Raw genomic sequence first — 17,198 nt, 5'->3', positions numbered from 1 at the left:
CCCCCCGTCTCCCCGCCCGCGCGCAGCCGCGCTTTCGCATTTTCCCGATCCCCCATTGACGGAAGCGCCCCGCTCGGTTATATGTTATCCAAAGCTAACTCAAGATGCCCCGAACCTGCTGGCATCAGCACCCGACAGGAGGCCGCATGAAGGTCACCGAGCAGAGCACCGCGCCAGCCGACGCGCTCGAGCGCAAGCTGGTGCACCACTGCACCCCCACGCTGGCGGCGATCAAGCCGGCGAACCTGTTCACCTGCCGCAGCGCCTTCTCGCCTGCGGCCCGCCTCGACCCAAGCCGACCGACGGCCGCGGCGCTGCGCGGCGACGAGCTGTCCAGCGCGCTGCGCGTCTGCCGCGCCAAGCTCGCCCCGCACGGCGTGCGCATCGAGGTGCTCGCCCGTCGCGCGAGCGGCGCCCTCGTGTACGTGTACCGCCCCACCCTGCTCACACGCTGCATCCAAGAGGAGCGCGTGGCGGCGTTCCTTCGCGCAGAGGGCTACGACCCCGCTTCGCTGTCGGCTTGCATCGAGAAGCTCCACCGCCGCATCTGCGGCACCGACCTGCAAAGCCAGATGACGGGCCGCTGCTCGTTTCCCCACGAGATCGGCTTCTTCCTCGGTTACCCCTACGAGGACGTCGTCGGCTTCATCGAGAACGAGGGCGAGAACTACCTGTGCAGCGGATGCTGGAAAGTCTACGCGAGAGAGCGCGACGCGCAGAGCTGCTTCTGCTGCTACAAGAACTGCACCGCCGAGTACGAGCGCCTGTTCGGCGAGGGCGTCCCCATCGAGTGCCTTGCCGCGGTCGACGAGGATTTCCCCGCCATCGAGGCGTTCCGCGCCGCCGGCTGAGCGCCGATACGTGTCGAGCGGAGTGCGCGTCGAAGTCGTGTCGCACGTCCACCCCGTCGCGCAGTGTCCAAGCGCCGCGCACCCCGCTCGACACCGAGCATGTCCGAAACCCTGACGGCAAAAGGAGATTCATCATGAGCAAAGTCGCGATCGTCTACTGGAGCGGCACCGGAAACACCGAGGCCATGGCCGACCTCATCGCCCAAGGAGTGCGGGCGAAGGGGGGCACCGCCCATCTCATCCACGCCTCGGACTTCAGCTCCGACAAGCTCGACGAGTTCGACGCGTTCGCCTTCGGCTGCCCCGCCATGGGCGACGAGGAGCTGGAGGACACGGAGTTCCTTCCCATGTACGACGAGGTGGAACCGCACCTGCCCGGTCGCACCGTGGTGCTGTTCGGATCTTACGAATGGAACGACGGCGAGTGGATGGAGTTGTGGGAGAAGCGTGCCGAGGAAGCCGGCGTCGACGTGGCAGACTCCGTCATCGCCTACGACTACCCCGACGACGAGGCCAGCGCCGAATGCGTGCGCGTCGGGAGCCTGCTGGCAGGCTAGCGAGCGAATCCGCAGCGTGGGCGGGTGCGCAAAGCCGCGTCCCGCCCGCACCATGGCCGAGGCGCAGGGCGCGTATGCTTCGCACGCCCGCCCACGCCGACGGCGTGCCGTCGCCCCTAGCGGGAGGCGACGTAGTAGCCGGCGCGCGTCACGGCCTCGTCGATCTCGGAGGCCTCGAGGGGCCGCTTCGACAGGACGCGCGCCGTCTTGGCGTCCAGATCCACCCGCGCCCACGTGTCGCCGAGGGCGTTCAGCGCGTTCTCCACGTTCGCCGCGCAACGGGCGCACGTCATGCCGCCCACCTTGACCTCTTGCGAGAACGGATAGTTCGCCTCGTCCTTGTCGCTCACGCGCACGCGCTTCGCGCGCGATCCGCCTCCCCCGCCATGGCAGCCGCCCTTTCCGGTGAACGTGTCGTACATGGTGCGCGCGGCGAACACGCACAGCACGACGATGACGACGAGGATGACGGCGGTTGGAAGGTTCATAGGGTCGTCCTTTCGAAGCGAAGCCCGACGGGCGGCGCGCCCAGGTGTTTCATGTAGCTAACTCATTGTAGCATCCCGAGAAAAGGGCGCAAGCCCGTATGAGAAAGCGGGTAGGGCTCGCGGTCGCAACCTTCAAGGGCCTCGATGCGGCTCCGCAGATCGCGCCCGCCCCCTCACGCCAGCTCTTCCATGCGCAGACGGCAGGTGCAGCAGCGCTCGGCCAGCTCGCCGTCGTGCGTGATGACGATGACCGTACGTCCCGCCCGGGCGGCTTCGGAAAGCGCCGTGGCCACGATCCTCATCGACGCGCCGTCAAGCCCGCTCGTGGGCTCGTCGAACACGAGCACCGGCCGGTCGGACAGAAGGCCGCACGCCAAGGCGAGGCGCTGGCGCTGCCCACCCGAGAGCGTCGCGGGATGCGCGTCCTTGAAAGGCATGAGCCCCAGCCGCCCCAGCGTATCGCGGGCGCGGGCGATCAACCCCTCGTCGCGCACGCGCCCCAGCAGCAACTCGTCGGAAACGCTGCTGGTGAAAAACTGCGTCGCCGTGTCGTTCGCGCCGTAGAACACCCGGCGGCGCCGAGCGGCCGAGCGCAGCGCGCGGCCGCCTACCAGCACCTCTCCCGCGCTTTGGCGAGCAAGGCCCGCCAGCACGCGCGCGAGCGTGCTCTTTCCCGCGCCGTTTCGGCCCGTGAGCGCCACCACCTGACCGGGCCACGCGCGAAACGACACGTCTTCCCAGATCGTATGCCCGCCGCGACGGCACGCGAGCCTACGCGCCTCGAGGGAGGGGGCCGTCCCGTCCGCAGATGTCCGCGCGTCCTCGGGACGCGCAAGCTCGGGCAGCGCGACCGCAGACGCCGACCGCAGGCCGAAGCGCTCCCGCTCGCCCGCGGAAAGCGCCTCCATCTCGGACGCCGACCGCTGCCAGCGCACCTGTCCCCCTTCGAGGTAGGCGTATCGATCGGCGATGCCCGCCAGCCACGCCAGCCGATGCTCCGACACCAGCACGGCGCAGCCCGCGGCTTTCAGCTGCGCCACCTGGGAAGCCAGCAAGGCCGCCCCGTCCGCATCGAGGTTCGCCGTGGGCTCGTCGCACACGAGGACGCGCGAGCCGGGAGCCACGGCCGACGCCACCGCCACCCGCTGCTTCTCACCGCTTGACAGCGCGTCGAGCGGGCGGTCGCGCACGCGCTCCAAGTCGAACGCGGCGATGCACGCATCCGTGCGCTCAACGATCTCGCGTGTCGGCATCCCGTAGTTCTCGCACGCGAACGCCACCTCGCCCGCAAGCTCGAACGAGAAGAACTGGCTCGCCGGATCTTGGAACACGCTCGCCACGGCGCGCCCCCGCTCCCAAAGGGGCAGCGCGGCGGCATCGATGCCGCCGATGCGCACCTCCCCCGCCAGCTCGCCGTGCCAGTAGGCGGGAGCCAGACCGTTGACCAGGCGCGTCACCGTCGTCTTCCCGCTGCCCGACGGCCCGGTGAGCACGACGCACTCGCCGGGGTGCACGACCAGGTCGACCCCCTCCACGCCCGCGTCTCCATCCTCGTAGCGAAACGATGCCCCGCGCAGCTCCACCGCCGACGCACCGCTCGCAACTCCCCGCGCACTCGAAACCGGCGCGCCGCCGGCCGCGCCTTCCGCAGTCCCGCACGCCCGCGCACCCGCCGCGCCGCTCGCCGCCTCGCACGCTTCCGCGCCCGCCGCACTGCCTTCGCACCGCGCGCTCACCGCACACCGTCCATCAGCGCGCCGCCTATCGACACGGCACCGGCTGCGACCAGCCACAGCGCCATCCACGCGACGCCGCGCGCGTCGAGCTTTCGCACATGGTAGCTGCCCCGCGCACCGGGCGAGTCGGCCCCGCGCGCCGTCGCCGACACGGCCAGCTGGTCGGCCACCTGCACGCACCGCAGCAAAAGCGGCACCGCCACGTACTCGCACGTGCGCAGGGGATGGCGCGCCACCGACCCGGCTTCCGCAAGCCCGCGATTGCGCATCGAGGCCGCCGTGGCCGACACCGCCGCGCGCATCGTCGGAAAGAACCGAAACGCCACGAGCACGCCCAGGATGACCGCCGTCGGCGCGCCCACGCGCGACAGAAACGACGACAGCTCGCCCGGCGGCGTGGAGACGAGGGCCCACCCCGTCAAAAACACCGGGGAGAGGTTCCAGAACATGAGCACATGGAATTCGGAGAACACCGCCATCCGCAGCCCCGCGAACCGGATGAGCGCGAGCAGAACGCCCAAAACGGCGACGACAGCCGCCCCGCCCGCCGCAAGCCGCCAGCGCCCTTGCGCCGCCAAGAACGCCAGCGCCACCACGGCCAGCGCCCCCGCGCCCGCGGGCCCCGCGGCCGAGCCGCAGGTCGTCCCCACGATCGCGCAGACAAGCGCCACCAGCTTCACCGGCACCGCCACCTACAAAACCCCGGCTTTCTTGAAATGGCGTCCCGCAAGCCCGCTTCCCACCCGCGCACCCACAAACCCGCACACCGTGGTGAACGCCACAATGAACAGCACCCAGCCCGGCTCGGTGAAGTAGCTCACATAGGCGTCGATGTAGCCTTGCTCCATGCCGCTGGCCACGGCGAACGAGTAGTAGGTGTCCCAGAAAAACCAGATGGGCAGCAGGTTCGTGCCATTGTACAACAGGCTCGCCACCGTCCAAGCGCCCGTCAGGCGCGCCGAGTTGTCGTACGAGCCGCGCTTCCACAGGATGGCCTCGCACACCAAGCCCACGCCTAGGAACCACGGCAGCAAAAACCAGTTGCCCATGAGCAGAAACACAATGCCCAGAAGCGTCATGTACAGAAGCGTGACGCCGCGCTTGCCCACGCGGCGCGCCATGAGCACGTACACCGGGCCGCACAGAAGCATCGTGATGCCCACCGACAGCGTCATGCTCACGAAGTCGTTCACCATGCACACCATGTTGACGACGAGCTGGATCGCCACGAGCAAAACCGACAGCAGCACCGTCGTGACCACGTCACGCACCGTCCACCCTCCGCGCCGCGCCGAGCGCGCGCTAGTCGCCGAGCCCTCCCGCGCCCCGCTCGCGCAGCCTCGCACCGCGCCCGCACCGGCTTGCACCTCGCCCACGGTGTCTCGCGCACCGCCTGCACCGCCCCGAACCTCGCCCGCATTGTCTCGCGCACCGCCTCGCACCTCGCCTGCGCCGTCTCGCATGCCGCCCTGCCGACCACGCACGCCTCCAGGCCCTGTTGCCGTCGTCTCTTTCTCCATGTTCGGTTCTCCTTTCCCGATTCCCTTTTGTTAGATTTATCTAACTCCCAGGCGTGAAAACCCTACTCCCGCGCGCCCAGCAGCCCCTCCCATCCGCACGTGAAGAACGCGGCGAGCTCTTCGATATAGGAAAGCGCGCGCTCGCGCGGCATATCGTGCGCCACCGTCTCGAACACAGCCGTGAAGTAGGCGCTTGTGATCATGTGCTGCAGCTCGGGGCTGATGCGGTTCTCAGGGCCGCCCTGCGCGGCAACCTCCTCGTAGAACCGGGCGGTCTGCTCAAGCTCCAACTCCACCAGATCGTGGACGAAGTGCTCGTACCGCGTGCCGCCCGAGCAGCATATGATCAGCTTGAACGCGTCGAAGTTGTCGTAGAGGTAGCCGACGAACCGCCGCAGGTACGCCGTCGACAGGCTTCCGCTCTCGTCCGCGCGGCCCTCGTCGACAAGGTCGAAATGCGCCTTTTGCGCGGCTTTGAACTGCTCGATGAGGCCGTCGGCCGCAGGGGACACGAGCGCGTCGAACAGCGCCGCCTTGTCGGGATAGTAGCCGTAGAACGCCCCTTGGGTGAAACCCGCCTCCTTCACGATATGGCGCAGCGAGGCGTCCTTGAACCCCTTCGCAAGGAATTCCCGTTTTCCCACTTCGAGAATCTTCTCCCGCGTGCCCGCAACCATCGCGACCGTCCCTGCTCCTTTTTCGCTTCCTCCGGATATATCAGTGCTATATAGCACTGATATATTACCATGGATCCCCTCTCTCGCAACCCCCTCTCGTCCTTTTCGCGCCGAATTCCCCGCCTGCGGCAACCATCCAGGCTGACCACCCGCGTCCTCCACCCGTCGGCCCGCATCAAGGCCGACATCCTTGCGCGCCGCCCCGCACGCCAGCCACCGCCCTGCGCGCCACCCCATGGCACCCCTCGTACGCCGCGCTGCACCCCCCCCTGCACGCCAGTCACCGCACTATGCCGCCTCGCGCGCGCCATTCACCATTCCGCGCGCTGTCCCGCAGTTCCCCTCGCGCGCCGCGCTTCGCGTCCCTCGTGCGCTGCCCCGCGCATCCCTCGCATGCCGCACCGCACTGCCCTGCGCGCCATTCGCCGCCCTACGCATCACCCCGCGCCGCCGGTCACCGCTCCGCGCGCCAAGGCCGACGACCCCGCCCCGCCTCTCCCGGCACAACGCGGCACATCCGCACATCGCGAACAAATGTTTCACGTGAAACATTCCGGCCGCAAATCCTTTCCGCGCGACATCCGCAATCGCGAAGCGCCCCCTGTCCCCCGCATCCGCACGAACGAAACCCTCCCGAATGGCGCAAGGGGCGCTGCGACAGTTGCCGCAGCGCCCCTTGCGAGACGTTCCCTTATGCAATTCGCCAGCGCCCGAAGGCGCGAAACGGCGCCACCCCTAATCCGTCTGCACGACATGCGGAACGCGGACCGAAGCGCACCGCGCCCGCAGCCGCCCGCACGAGAGCGAAGAGGCAGCCAAGCCGACGATGAGCCGCGAGCCGAACCGAGCCAGAGCGAGCCGTATCAGACCGAATCGAGCCGGACCGCATCGGGCCGAATCAGACCGGGCCGACCGAACCGGAGCGAACCGGAGCGGTTCGACCGAGCCGAAGCGAACCGCATCAGACCGAACCGAACCAGAGCAAGCCGGACCGAATCAGACCGATCCGGGCCGTATCGGGGCAAGCTGGACCGATTAAACCGTATTGGCCAAACCAAAGCGAACCAAGCCGAATCGAGCCGAGACAGATCGAATCGGGCCGGATCGAACCTGAGCGAGCCGGATCGGGCTGGGCCGGATCGAACCGGACACATCCGCAGCGGCTACGCCTGCCAGACCAGGTGGCGCTCAAAACGACCGGCCAAACGCACGGCACCTCCGTGCGTGCGCGGACGATGGAACACGACCGGCCTCAGGCAATCCTTCTCCATCAAATGGTCGAGCACGTCTTCGAGCGCCCGTCCATGCAGACCGAAACGTCGCGAAAGCTCTTCGGAAGTGTACGCCTTGCCGCCCTCGAGCGACGCGCGAACGCCAACCACCATGCAAACCGCCTTCCTCGCATTCGTCCATTCCCTCCCCGCAGCAGCGCACGGCATCGCGCAAGCATCCACCGCCAACGGTCGGGATTGGCGCAGACGCCGCAGCTGCAAACCCCGGAATGCGCGTCGTGCCCCTGCCGCGCACCCAACGGGCCTCGGGCAAGCCCGCACCGGCGCATCGTCTGAGCGCCGCGCCCAACGGGCTTGTAAGCATAGAAAAGCGGAGGGAAAGGGGAAGTTCCCTCCGCTTGCGATGCGACGGACAGCCAGACGAGAGGAGAGCTTCCGCCGCCGGGTAGGCAAACGTTCCAGAAGCGATGAGCCGCAAACACGGCGCAGGTCCTGCTGCGGATCCTGCTGCAAGTTCTGCTGCGAGTCCACTGCGGATCCCTTTGCAGATCCCACTGCAAGTCCCGCCGCAAATCCTTTCGCAAACCCCGGCGCAAGCCCTGCTGCGGGTCCTTCGCGAACTCTGCCGCGATTCCCTCCCCACACGGGACGCGCCCTCGCACCGACCGGCTCGCGCACCAAATGTTTCACGTGAAACATTCGTTCGCCGCTAGCGACCCCGCGAACCGGCTGTCGGCCAACCCGAGCATCATCCGAACCGCCCCGGTCCGGCCCCGGCTCGCACCGCCAGCCCCGATCATGCCCCGGCCCGAACCCTCAGGCCGTCAAGTCCGCTCCGAGCGCTTGACCTGCCGACCGCGATCCGAATCTCAAGCGCTCGAACCGCCGTCTGCGAACCTCGCTTCCGATGGAAGTTACCATAAGCTAACTCCATCATCAAAACAAGTTGAGTTAGCTAAGGTATACAATTTCTCCACAGGTCAGGAATCAAGGGCCGAAAAGGGTCGAAAAGCCGAAAACAGCCAAGAAAGCCCAGAGACAAAGCAAGGCCACCGCTGCGAAAAAGGATCAGCGAACCCAACGCGCGCCCAGACGGCAGACAAGGTACTCCAAGAACAGGCGCGGCTCGCCGTCCAGCTCGCACCCCGCAGGAGAGGCGATCACCACGCGGCGCGCGAACCCTCCCTCCCGCACGCGCACAAGCCGCACGTCCCCACTCGGAGGATCGCCCCAGCTGCGCTCGGGCCAAAACCCCGTCCCCTGCCCCAGCGCGACCATGTCGCACACCAGCGACGGCCCGCCACCCGCGAACACGACGTCGGGAGCGACACCGTGGCGGGCGCACAGCTCGTCGCACAACGAGCGAAAGCCGCCCTCCCTGGCAGGGTACACGACGCCGCCCTCCGTCAACTCGCGCAGCGACGCCGATTCGGACACGCCGGATTCGAGCGGAACGAGCACGCCGATACGCTCTTCGAAAAAGGCGGTCACCTCGAAGCCGCCCCACCCGACGACGCCCGCCAGCTCCTTGTCCGCGCCAAGGGCGTCCACCAATACGTCGCACCCCGCTCGATCGGCGCTGCGGCCCAGCTCGAACCGCACATCGGGCCGCTTCCGCTTGTACGCCTCCATCGCCTCCGTCACCGCCTCGGAGGCGGCCCGCACGTCGATGCGCACGACATGCCGCCCGCCCTCGCAGAAGGCGGCCAGCTCGCGGCCCAAGCCGTCGATCCCCGCCACAAGCGGAGATGCCCTGCGACGGAGCAGCTCGCCGCAGGGCGTGAGACGGACGTTTCGTCCCGAACGTTCGAACAGGGAAACGCCCAGCTCCCGCTCCAACGCTCGAATCGAGCGGGAGAGGGCGGGCTGGGTCGTGCCGAGCCGCCGAGCGCTCTCGGTGATGTGCTCGGTCTCCGCAACCGCAAGAAAGCGGCGCAACTGCACGAGATCCATGCGCTCCTCCTGTTCCCCGAAACTCCGCAATAACCGCCGCGCGCCGGACACGCGATGCCGCAACGCGCCCGCCGCGACCGATGTCCTGCACGACTGCCCAGAAACCTTGCCGCCGTGCGCCCCGCAAAGCGCACTGAGGCACGCGACAGGCCGGAACGGAGGCGGGCCGAGCCGAGACAGGGCCGGGACGAGATCGGGCGGCTCGAAAGCGGCGCAGAGAACAGCATCAACGCCCCGCATCCCAACCGAACCCTCACCGCCGAGGAACCGCCCGCGCATCGGACACGGCGCGGAAAGCCCGCGAGCGACCCCGCACGCCCGCAAGCACCTGCACCTACAAGCACCCATACCCGCGAACCGCCCACGAACCACCCGCGAATCGCCCGCATGCCCGCAAGCGCCCGACTCTTCGCGAACCGCCCGCGCCCCCGCAGCGGAAAGGGGCCGCAAAGCCCGCAAGCACCTGCGCGCCCGCGAACCGCCCACGCCCGAGCCCCACGCACCCGCAAGCGCCCAACCTCTCGAAAGCACCCGCACCTACAAGCACCCGCGCCTCGCGAACCGCCCGCACGCCCGCAGACCCCAAGCACCCAAGCACCCGCGCCCCCGCAAGCCCCCGCAATCCCTCGCCCGCCCGCGCAACGGAGAAGGGGCCGCCGGCGCCCCGCGCCCGCAGCCCCCTCCAACCGACAGCGCGCCTAGAACCCGCCGCCGAAGAAATCCTTGAACGACTGCACCGTCGTCTCGCGGTTCAAATGCGCGATCGACGTGGTGATGGGGATGCTCTTGGGGCACACCTCCACGCAGTTCTGCGAGTTGCCGCACGAGGTGATGCCGCCCGACTTCATGATCTCGCTCAGGCGCACCTCCTTGTTCATCTTCCCCGTGGGATGCGCGTTGAACAGGCGCACCTGCTGGATGGGGGCAGGCCCCATGAAGTTGGACTTGGGGTTGACGTTCGGGCACGCCTCCAAACAGCAGCCGCAGGTCATGCACTTGGACAGCTCGTAGGCCCACCGGCGCGTGTGCTCCGGCATGCGCGGGCCCGGCCCCAAGTCGAAGGGACCGTCGATGTCGATCCACGCATGCACTCGCTTGAGCGCGTCGAACAGCTGCTCGCGATCCACCATGAGGTCGCGCACGATGGGAAACGAGCTGAGCGGCGCCAGGCGAATGGGCTGCTCAAGCTGGTCGATCAGCGACGAGCACGCCTGCCGGGGCTTGCCGTTGATCAGCATCGAGCAGCTTCCGCACACCTCTTCGAGGCACACGCTCTCCCACACCACCGGCTCGACCTTCTCGCCCTTGGCGTTGACGGGGTTCTTGCGGATCTCCATCAGGGCGCCGGTCACGTTCATGTTCGGGCGATACGGGATGGCGAACTCCTCGACATAGGACCGCGAATCGGGGCTCGCCTGACGCTTGATGGAAAGGCGCACCATGCGCTCGGATGTCATCATGCCTCCTTCTTCGTCTTGGTGTAGTCGCGCTTGCGCGGCTTGATCAGCGACACGTCGACCGGCTCGTACGACAAAACGGGCGCGTCCGCGGCCGCGTCGTAGGACGCCATCGTGGTTTTGAGCCATTCCTCGTCGTTGCGGTCGGGGAACTCGGGCTTGTAGTGCGAACCGCGGCTCTCGTTGCGGTTGAGCGCGCCGAGCGTGATGACCTTCGCAAGGTCGATCATCCCGCCCAGCTGGCGAACGAAGGGCGCGGTGAGGTTGCTCCACGTCGAGCGGTCGTCGATGCCGATGTGCTGGTAGCGCTCGGCGATGTCGAACAGCTTCTCGTAGGTGGCGGCAAGCTTGGCGTTCTCGCGCACGATGGTCACGTTCTCGGTCATGAGCGCGCCCAACTCCTCGTGCAGCACATAGGGGTTCACCGGCCCGTCCAGCTTGAGGATGCCCTCGTACTCGGCGCGGTCGCGAGCGAGCGCGTCTTTGACCGTCGCCTCGTCCACGCTCTCGTAGGTGCTGTCAAGGCCCTGCACGTACTCCACGATGCTCGGCCCCGCCGCGTAACCGCCGTAGGCCGCCGACAGAAGCGAATTCGCGCCCAGACGGTTCGCGCCGTGCTGCGAGTAGTCGCACTCGCCCGCCGCGAACAGGCCGGGAACGTTCGTCTTCTGATCGATGTCCACCCACAGGCCGCCCATGGAGTAGTGGACGCTCGGGAAGATCTTCATCGGCACCTTGCGCGGGTCGTCGCCCACGAACTTCTCGTAGATCTCGAGGATGCCGCCCAGCTTGTTGTCGAGGTAGTTCGCATCGATATGCGAAAGGTCCAGGTACACGACGTTCTGGCCGTCCACGCCCAGCTTCTGGTTCACGCACACGTCGAAGATCTCGCGCGCGGCCACGTCGCGGGGCACGAGGTTTTTGTAGAGCGGGTACTTCTCCTCGAGGAAGTACCAGGGCTTGCCGTCCTTGTACGTCCACACGCGCCCGCCCTCGCCACGCGCCGACTCGCTCATCAGGCGATTCTTGTCGATGCCGGGAATGGCCGTGGGGTGGATTTGGATGAACTCGCCGTTGGCGAAGGTTGCGCCCTGGCGGTACAGGCGGGCGGCGGCGTAACCGGTGTTGATGGTGGAGTTCGTCGACTTCCCGAACACCGCTCCCAAACCGCCCGTGGCGCACAGGACCGCGTCGGCGGGAAACGCCACGATCTCCATCGTGGCAAGGTTCTGGGCGGTGATGCCGCGGCAGACGCCGTCCTCCACGATGGCCGACACGAACTCCCAGCCCTCGTACTTGGTCACCTTGCCCTCCACCTCGAGGCGGCGCACCTGCTCGTCAAGCGCGTACAGAAGCTGCTGGCCCGTCGTGGCGCCCGCGTAGGCCGTGCGGCGCACGAGCGTGCCGCCGAAACGGCGAAAGTCCAAAAGGCCCTCGGGCGTGCGGTTGAACATGACGCCCATGCGGTCGAACATGTGGATGAGCGCCGGAGCCGCATCGCACATCCTCTTCACCTGGGGCTGGTTCGCCAAGAAGTCGCCGCCGTACACCGTGTCGTCGAGATGGCGCCAGGTGGAGTCGTTCTCGCCCTTCGTGTTGATGGCGGCGTTCACGCCGCCCTGCGCGCACGCGGAATGCGAGCGCTTCACCGGCACGAGGGAGAACAAGTCGACGGGAATGCCCGCCTCGGCGATCTTGAGCGTCGCCATGAGGCCGGCCAGACCGCCGCCGACGACCACAACTTTGTTTTTAGCCATGAATAGAGCTCCTCTCTGCTAGGCGAACGCCAGGATCGCCAGCACGCCGATCACCGACAGCACCACGAAGATGCCCATGGTCGCGTACTTCGACACCTTCTGGGACTTCGGTGTGACCGTGATGCCCCACGTGATGAGAAACGTCCAGATGCCGTTGGCGAAGTGGAACATCGAGGCCACGATGCCCACGATGTACAGCGCCAAGAACACCGGGTTCGCCACGATGTCGGCCATCATGGAAAAGCCCGGCTCCACGCCGAACTCGGCCTGCACGCGCGTCTGCCACACGTGCCACACCAAAAACGCGAACATGATGAAGCCCGTCAGGCGCTGCAGGAAAAAGCCCCAGTTGCGAACGTAGGTGTACTGCCTGACGTTGTTCTTCGCCTTGAGCGCGATCCAGATGCCCAGGATGCCGTGGAACAAAAGCGGCACAAAGATCACGAACGTCTCGAGGAACAGCTTGTACGGCAGGTTCACCATGACGCCTGCCGCCACGTTGTAGGCCTCTTCGCCCCAGATCGCCGAGGAGTTCACCAGCGTGTGAACCGTCAGGAACACCCCGATGGGGATGAGGCCCGACAGCGAGTGGAGCTTGCGCAGGAAGTTCTCCGTGCGACCCATTCCTTTGGTTGTCTCCATGCAAACCTCTCTTGTCTTAAACCTTCTCTCACCGGCCCGCCCTCTGCGGGCCCATGCGCTTAAAGCCGCGCCTCTGCGGCCCGGCGTGCGGCGCGCCCTCGTCGCCGCACGCCGGGCCGCAGAACGGACGGGGCGACGTCCGCAGCCGTCCGCGACGCGCAAGGCCCCCGGTCGCGCGGCGCGGACGGGCCGACGCCTCAGCCAACCGCGTCCGATGCGCTTTGCCGGACGCACGCCGCATCGGCGAACCGCGCCCTCAAATCGCGCGCGGGCGCGCCGCACTCCCGAACGCAGCGCCATGCCAGCACGTCGAGCGCGTCCACCACCGCGGCCCCCGCCACTATGGGAGCGCACCCCACCGCCGACAGCTCGGTGCACCCGAGCACGATGCCGTCGCAGCCGTCCCACGCCATCGCCGCGCACAAAGCCTCGACATGGCCCGGTCCGTCGCATCGGCCCGCCTTCACCTCGTCGTAGATGGTGGACATGACCTCTCGCTGCCGCTCCTCGTCGGGATACACCGCGCTCATGCCCACCGCCGCGAACGCCTCGTCGTACACGCCCGCGGCCCGCGTGCCGTCGGTGCCCAGCACCGCGACGCGCTTCGCTCCGAGCTCGGCGACGAGGCGCGCCGTCTCGCGAGGCATGTGCACGAAGCGCGCCGTCTCAAGCGGCGCGGCGATGTCGTCCAGGCGCGCGTGCGCCGTGTTGCACGGCGTGCAGAGCACCGTGCATCCGCATGCCTCCAGCTCAAGCGCCGCATCCCTCATGGGATCGACGAACGACACCGCCCCGCGCTTTCTCATCAGATACGACGTGCGATCGGGAATCCACGGACGGTTGAGCACCGTCACGTCAAGATGGTCCTGGTCGCGCGCCACATCGGTGAAGAACACGACGCGCTCCATGAGCCGCGCCGTGGCGGCGGGCCCCAGACCCCCGATAACTCCCAGCTTCTCCATGCAAGCCTCCCTCGCTTTCGCGGCTTCGGCCCGTCGCCGACGCCGCAAGCGCGCGTACGCGCGGCGGGCGCCCCGCAGCCGAGGCGCCCGCCGCATCAACGCGCCTTACTTCTCCAGAAGCTCCTTGCCGGCGATGCCCGGATGCGTCATCTCCATGGGATGCATGATGACGTCGAGCGCCTCCTCGGTCAGGACGCCCTTCTCAAGCACGATCTCGCGCACCGGGCGCTTCGTGGCGATGGCCTCCTTCGCCACGGCGGCGGCCGTCTCGTAGCCCACGTGCGGGTTGATGGCCGTGATCACGCCCACGCTGTTGTCCACGTAGCCCTGCATGACGTCCTCGTTGGCGGTGATGCCGCTCAGGCAGTGCGTGCGGAACACCGTGAACACGTTGGTCATGATGGTGATGGACTGCAGCAGGTTGAACACGAGCACCGGCTCCATGACGTTGAGCTCGAACTGGCCGGCCTCGCACGCCAGCGCGATGGTGAGGTCGTTGCCCACCACCTGGAAGGCCGACTGGTTCATGACCTCGGCCATGACCGGGTTCACCTTGCCCGGCATGATGGAGGAGCCGGGCTGGCGCGGCGGCAGGTTGATCTCGCCCAGGCCGCAGCGCGGGCCGGAAGCCATCATGCGCAGGTCGTTCATGATCTTGGACATGCTGACCATGCAGATCTTCAGCGCCGAGGACACCTCCAGGTAGCTGTCGGTGTTCTGCGTGCCGTCAACGAGGTTCGACACGCCCTTGATGGGGAACCCGCTGTACTCGGCCAGGTAGCGATCCACCAGCTCGATGTAGTCGGGATCGGCGTTGAGGCCCGTGCCCACGGCGGTGGCGCCCATGTTCACCTCGTAGAGGTGCTCGCGGGTGCGGCCGATGCGCTCGATGTCGCGGCCGAGCACGCACGCATGCGCGCCGAACTCCTGGCCCAAGCGGATGGGCACCGCGTCCTGCAGGTGCGTGCGGCCCATCTTGATGACGCCGTCGAACTCCTCGGACTTCGCCTCGAAGGCGGCCTTCAGCTCGCCCATGGCCTCGAGCAAGCCCTCGAGGCGCGTGAGGATGGCCAGGTGCACCGCGGTCGGGAACGCGTCGTTGGTGGACTGGGCCATGTTGACGTGCGAGTTCGGGCTGACCACCTTGTAGTTGCCCTTTTCCTCGCCGAGGATCTCAAGGGCGCGGTTCGCGATGACCTCGTTGCCGTTCATGTTGATGGACGTGCCCGCGCCGCCCTGGATGGGGTCGACGAGGAACTGGTCGTGCAGCTTGCCGGAAGCGATCTCGTCGGCGGCCTCCATGATGGCCTTCGCGATGCGCTCCTCCATGTGGCCCGTCTCCCAGTTCGCGCGCGCCGCGGCTTTCTTCACCACGGCCAGGGCGTCGATCAGGGCGTCGTCGATGCGATACCCCGTGATGGGGAAGTTCTCCATAGCGCGCAGCGACTGCACGCCGTAGTACGCGTCCTTCGGGACTTCCTTGTCACCCAGAAAATCGTGCTCGATACGAAACTCCGACATTGCCTGTGCCTTCTTTCTTCGCTTCGATTGTCGATTGTCGATGGATTGTCGATTGTCGATGGATTGTCGATCGTCAATGGATGGCTGACCGGCGCGCCCCTCGCGCGCCGTGCGCCAGCCGTCCGGCCCGTCCGGCGAGGCCCTCCCTCCTCGCCGGACGAAGCCGGGGCGGCGCGCCGATAAGCGCTACAGCAAGATGCTGCTCAGCCCCATGCCGATGGCCACGGCGCCGATGGTCGCCACAAGGCCGGGTATCATGAAGCTGTGGTTCAGCACGTACTTGCCCACATGGGTCGTGCCGGTGCGGTCGAAGTTGATGGCCGCCACGACGGTGGGATAGTTCGGGATGAAGAAGTAGCCGTTCACAGCCGGGAACATGGCGATGAGCATCGCGGGGTTGATGCCGAGCGCGATGCCGAGCGGCATGAGCGTGCGCACCGTCGCCGCCTGGCTGTACAGCAGAATGGACAGCGCGAACAGGGCGAGCGCGAACAGCCACGGAGCCGCCGTCACCAGGTCGGAGATGGAGCCCTCGATGAACTCGGAGTTGCCGTTGAAGAACGTGTCGCCCATCCACGCGATACCGAAGATGGCGATGACCGCCGTCATACCCGACTGGAACACGCTGCCCTTCACCACGTCGTCGGCCTTCGGACGGCAGACGATCATGATGACGGCCGCGATGACGAGCATGACGATCTCGATGGTGATGGGCATCGACATGCGGGTGAGCTCGCCGTCGACCGTCCACGCGGGACGCAGCGTCTCAACCGAGCCGAACAGAACCACCAGCACCGCGCCCAGCAAGAACAGCACGACAGCGATCTTGGAAGCGGTCGTGGGAACGTAGTTCGAGTTGGTGTCGGCCTTGATGGGGGCCAGGCCCTCTTCGAGGCGCTTCAGGTACTCGGGATCCTCCGAGAGCTCCTTGCCCATCTTGCTGGCCACGAACGCGGCGATCATGCACGCGATGAACGTCGAGGGAATGCAGATCATCATGATGTTCGCAAGCGTGATGCCCTGATCGGAGAGCAGGGCCAGCAAGGCGACCGTCGCCGCGGCGATGGGGCTTGCCGTGATGGCCTGCTGCGACGCGATGACCGCGATGGACATGGGACGCTCGGGACGAACGCCCGTCTCACGCGCGACCTCGGCGATAACCGGCAGCACGGAGTACGCCACATGGCCCGTGCCCGCGCACAAAGTGAACAGGTACGTGATGATCGGGGCGATGAACGTGATGCGCTTGGGATTTCTCCTCAGCGCCTTCTCAGCGAGGTGGACCAGGTAGTCCATACCCCCTGAAGCCTGCAGCACGCTCGCCGCCGTGACCACCGCCGCAATGATGAGCATGACGTCGATCGGGGGGCTTGCCGGCTGCACTCCGAACACGAACGTGAGAATGGCAAGGCCGATGCCGCCCATGACGCCGAGGCCCAAGCCTCCCATACGGGCACCGATGAAGATGCAGACGAGGATGATGACCAGCTGCACGAGAAACATTACCACGATTGATCTCCTCCTTTCGGAAAACGCAGGGACAACCTGCCTATGCAAACGTGCGCTTTCGTCCTCCTTCCCCTCTCGCACAGCTGATGAGGATACCCCCCCCCCGTACCTATTAGTCAAGAGGTAATGAAGGCGGTTTTGCTCAGATTTTTGGAAACGCATGGAAATCGCGCCCCCGCAAGGCGTCGGGAGGCCCGTCGGGAGAGAGCTTTTCGCGACGCTGACGAGGCTTCGCTCGACGATCCGGCCCAGCCTCCGTCGATGGCGGCTCAACAGAGAGCGCCCGATCTCCCTGTTGAACCAGGATGGACAGAGAGCTGTCCCTTATACACCTCT

General features: G+C 67.0%; 15 protein-coding genes. 2 read left to right on the top strand and 13 right to left on the bottom strand.

The features are described from left to right. Window positions 1-146: 146 nt before the first annotated feature. Window positions 147-851, top strand: a complete 705-nt coding sequence (locus C2L80_RS10750) for a DUF3793 family protein (protein WP_087197639.1) — start codon at window positions 147-149, stop codon at window positions 849-851. A gap of 134 nt (window positions 852-985) precedes the next feature. Continuing rightward, window positions 986-1,408: a flavodoxin gene (locus C2L80_RS10745; protein ID WP_092198947.1), complete on the top strand. Its 423-nt coding sequence runs from the start codon at window positions 986-988 to the stop codon at window positions 1,406-1,408. Window positions 1,409-1,524: 116 nt separating this feature from the next. On the opposite strand, the gene C2L80_RS10740 is transcribed toward C2L80_RS10745, so the two are convergent. The 13 genes from C2L80_RS10740 to C2L80_RS10675 all read right to left on the bottom strand — a co-directional run bounded on the left by C2L80_RS10740 (window position 1,525) and on the right by C2L80_RS10675 (window position 16,856). Further along, the gene (locus tag C2L80_RS10740) at window positions 1,525-1,896 is read right to left on the bottom strand and encodes a heavy-metal-associated domain-containing protein (RefSeq protein ID WP_087197643.1); all 372 of its coding nucleotides are present in this window, start codon (window positions 1,894-1,896) and stop codon (window positions 1,525-1,527) included. Between the two features lie 173 nt (window positions 1,897-2,069). Then, window positions 2,070-3,632, bottom strand: coding sequence for an ABC transporter ATP-binding protein (locus C2L80_RS10735; RefSeq protein ID WP_239938922.1), 1,563 nt, complete (start codon window positions 3,630-3,632; stop codon window positions 2,070-2,072). Further along, window positions 3,629-4,324, bottom strand: coding sequence for an energy-coupling factor transporter transmembrane component T family protein (locus C2L80_RS10730; protein WP_087197646.1), 696 nt, complete (start codon window positions 4,322-4,324; stop codon window positions 3,629-3,631). The genes C2L80_RS10735 and C2L80_RS10730 overlap by 4 nt, the downstream gene beginning before the upstream one ends. After that, window positions 4,325-5,152, bottom strand: a complete 828-nt coding sequence (locus tag C2L80_RS10725; RefSeq protein WP_224759169.1) for an MptD family putative ECF transporter S component — start codon at window positions 5,150-5,152, stop codon at window positions 4,325-4,327. It abuts the gene before it with no gap. Between the two features lie 62 nt (window positions 5,153-5,214). After that, window positions 5,215-5,829, bottom strand: coding sequence for a TetR/AcrR family transcriptional regulator (locus tag C2L80_RS10720; protein ID WP_092198941.1), 615 nt, complete (start codon window positions 5,827-5,829; stop codon window positions 5,215-5,217). Between the two features lie 1,163 nt (window positions 5,830-6,992). Next, window positions 6,993-7,214 (bottom strand): hypothetical protein, encoded by a 222-nt coding sequence (locus C2L80_RS10710; protein ID WP_087198656.1) that lies wholly within the window; start codon window positions 7,212-7,214, stop codon window positions 6,993-6,995. Between the two features lie 915 nt (window positions 7,215-8,129). Then, window positions 8,130-9,014 (bottom strand): LysR family transcriptional regulator, encoded by an 885-nt coding sequence (locus C2L80_RS10705; RefSeq protein ID WP_169999061.1) that lies wholly within the window; start codon window positions 9,012-9,014, stop codon window positions 8,130-8,132. Between the two features lie 698 nt (window positions 9,015-9,712). Further along, window positions 9,713-10,474 carry a succinate dehydrogenase iron-sulfur subunit gene (gene sdhB, locus C2L80_RS10700; RefSeq protein WP_204217437.1) on the bottom strand — a complete coding sequence of 254 codons (762 nt, stop codon included), beginning with the start codon at window positions 10,472-10,474 and terminating at the stop codon, window positions 9,713-9,715. Then, window positions 10,471-12,228 carry a succinate dehydrogenase flavoprotein subunit gene (gene sdhA / locus C2L80_RS10695; RefSeq protein ID WP_087198654.1) on the bottom strand — a complete coding sequence of 586 codons (1,758 nt, stop codon included), beginning with the start codon at window positions 12,226-12,228 and terminating at the stop codon, window positions 10,471-10,473. The genes sdhB and sdhA overlap by 4 nt, the downstream gene beginning before the upstream one ends. Window positions 12,229-12,246: 18 nt before the next feature. After that, a complete protein-coding gene (locus C2L80_RS10690; RefSeq protein WP_273532482.1) occupies window positions 12,247-12,870 on the bottom strand; it encodes a succinate dehydrogenase cytochrome b558 subunit in 624 nt (207 codons plus the stop codon). 197 nt (window positions 12,871-13,067) lie between these two features. After that, entirely contained in the window at window positions 13,068-13,832 is a 765-nt protein-coding gene (locus C2L80_RS10685) for an aspartate/glutamate racemase family protein (protein ID WP_157941070.1), read from the bottom strand. A gap of 105 nt (window positions 13,833-13,937) precedes the next feature. Continuing rightward, window positions 13,938-15,353: an aspartate ammonia-lyase gene (gene aspA / locus C2L80_RS10680; RefSeq protein WP_087198652.1), complete on the bottom strand. Its 1,416-nt coding sequence runs from the start codon at window positions 15,351-15,353 to the stop codon at window positions 13,938-13,940. A 186-nt stretch (window positions 15,354-15,539) separates the two neighbouring features. Continuing rightward, window positions 15,540-16,856: an anaerobic C4-dicarboxylate transporter family protein gene (locus C2L80_RS10675; RefSeq protein WP_103263189.1), complete on the bottom strand. Its 1,317-nt coding sequence runs from the start codon at window positions 16,854-16,856 to the stop codon at window positions 15,540-15,542. Window positions 16,857-17,198 lie beyond the last annotated feature (342 nt).

Origin of the sequence: Rubneribacter badeniensis, assembly GCF_002899695.1 — a bacterium.
In the GTDB taxonomy this organism is placed as follows: domain Bacteria; phylum Actinomycetota; class Coriobacteriia; order Coriobacteriales; family Eggerthellaceae; genus Rubneribacter; species Rubneribacter badeniensis.
Note: the sequence above shows the minus strand (reverse complement) of the source record. Positions and strands in the feature narration are given on the sequence as shown.

Excerpts from the sequence above, each read along its gene's own strand:
- C2L80_RS10750 (WP_087197639.1), top strand. The coding sequence starts at position 147 with ATGAAGGTCACCGAGCAGAGCACCGCGCCAGCCGACGCGCTCGAGCGC.
- C2L80_RS10745 (WP_092198947.1), top strand. The coding sequence starts at position 986 with ATGAGCAAAGTCGCGATCGTCTACTGGAGCGGCACCGGAAACACCGAG.
- C2L80_RS10740 (WP_087197643.1), bottom strand. The coding sequence starts at position 1,896 with ATGAACCTTCCAACCGCCGTCATCCTCGTCGTCATCGTCGTGCTGTGC.
- C2L80_RS10725 (WP_224759169.1), bottom strand. The coding sequence starts at position 5,152 with ATGGAGAAAGAGACGACGGCAACAGGGCCTGGAGGCGTGCGTGGTCGG.
- C2L80_RS10720 (WP_092198941.1), bottom strand. The coding sequence starts at position 5,829 with ATGGTTGCGGGCACGCGGGAGAAGATTCTCGAAGTGGGAAAACGGGAA.
- C2L80_RS10710 (WP_087198656.1), bottom strand. The coding sequence starts at position 7,214 with ATGGTGGTTGGCGTTCGCGCGTCGCTCGAGGGCGGCAAGGCGTACACT.
- C2L80_RS10705 (WP_169999061.1), bottom strand. The coding sequence starts at position 9,014 with ATGGATCTCGTGCAGTTGCGCCGCTTTCTTGCGGTTGCGGAGACCGAG.
- sdhB (WP_204217437.1), bottom strand. The coding sequence starts at position 10,474 with ATGATGACATCCGAGCGCATGGTGCGCCTTTCCATCAAGCGTCAGGCG.
- sdhA (WP_087198654.1), bottom strand. The coding sequence starts at position 12,228 with ATGGCTAAAAACAAAGTTGTGGTCGTCGGCGGCGGTCTGGCCGGCCTC.
- C2L80_RS10690 (WP_273532482.1), bottom strand. The coding sequence starts at position 12,870 with ATGGAGACAACCAAAGGAATGGGTCGCACGGAGAACTTCCTGCGCAAG.
- C2L80_RS10685 (WP_157941070.1), bottom strand. The coding sequence starts at position 13,832 with ATGGAGAAGCTGGGAGTTATCGGGGGTCTGGGGCCCGCCGCCACGGCG.
- aspA (WP_087198652.1), bottom strand. The coding sequence starts at position 15,353 with ATGTCGGAGTTTCGTATCGAGCACGATTTTCTGGGTGACAAGGAAGTC.
- C2L80_RS10675 (WP_103263189.1), bottom strand. The coding sequence starts at position 16,856 with ATGTTTCTCGTGCAGCTGGTCATCATCCTCGTCTGCATCTTCATCGGT.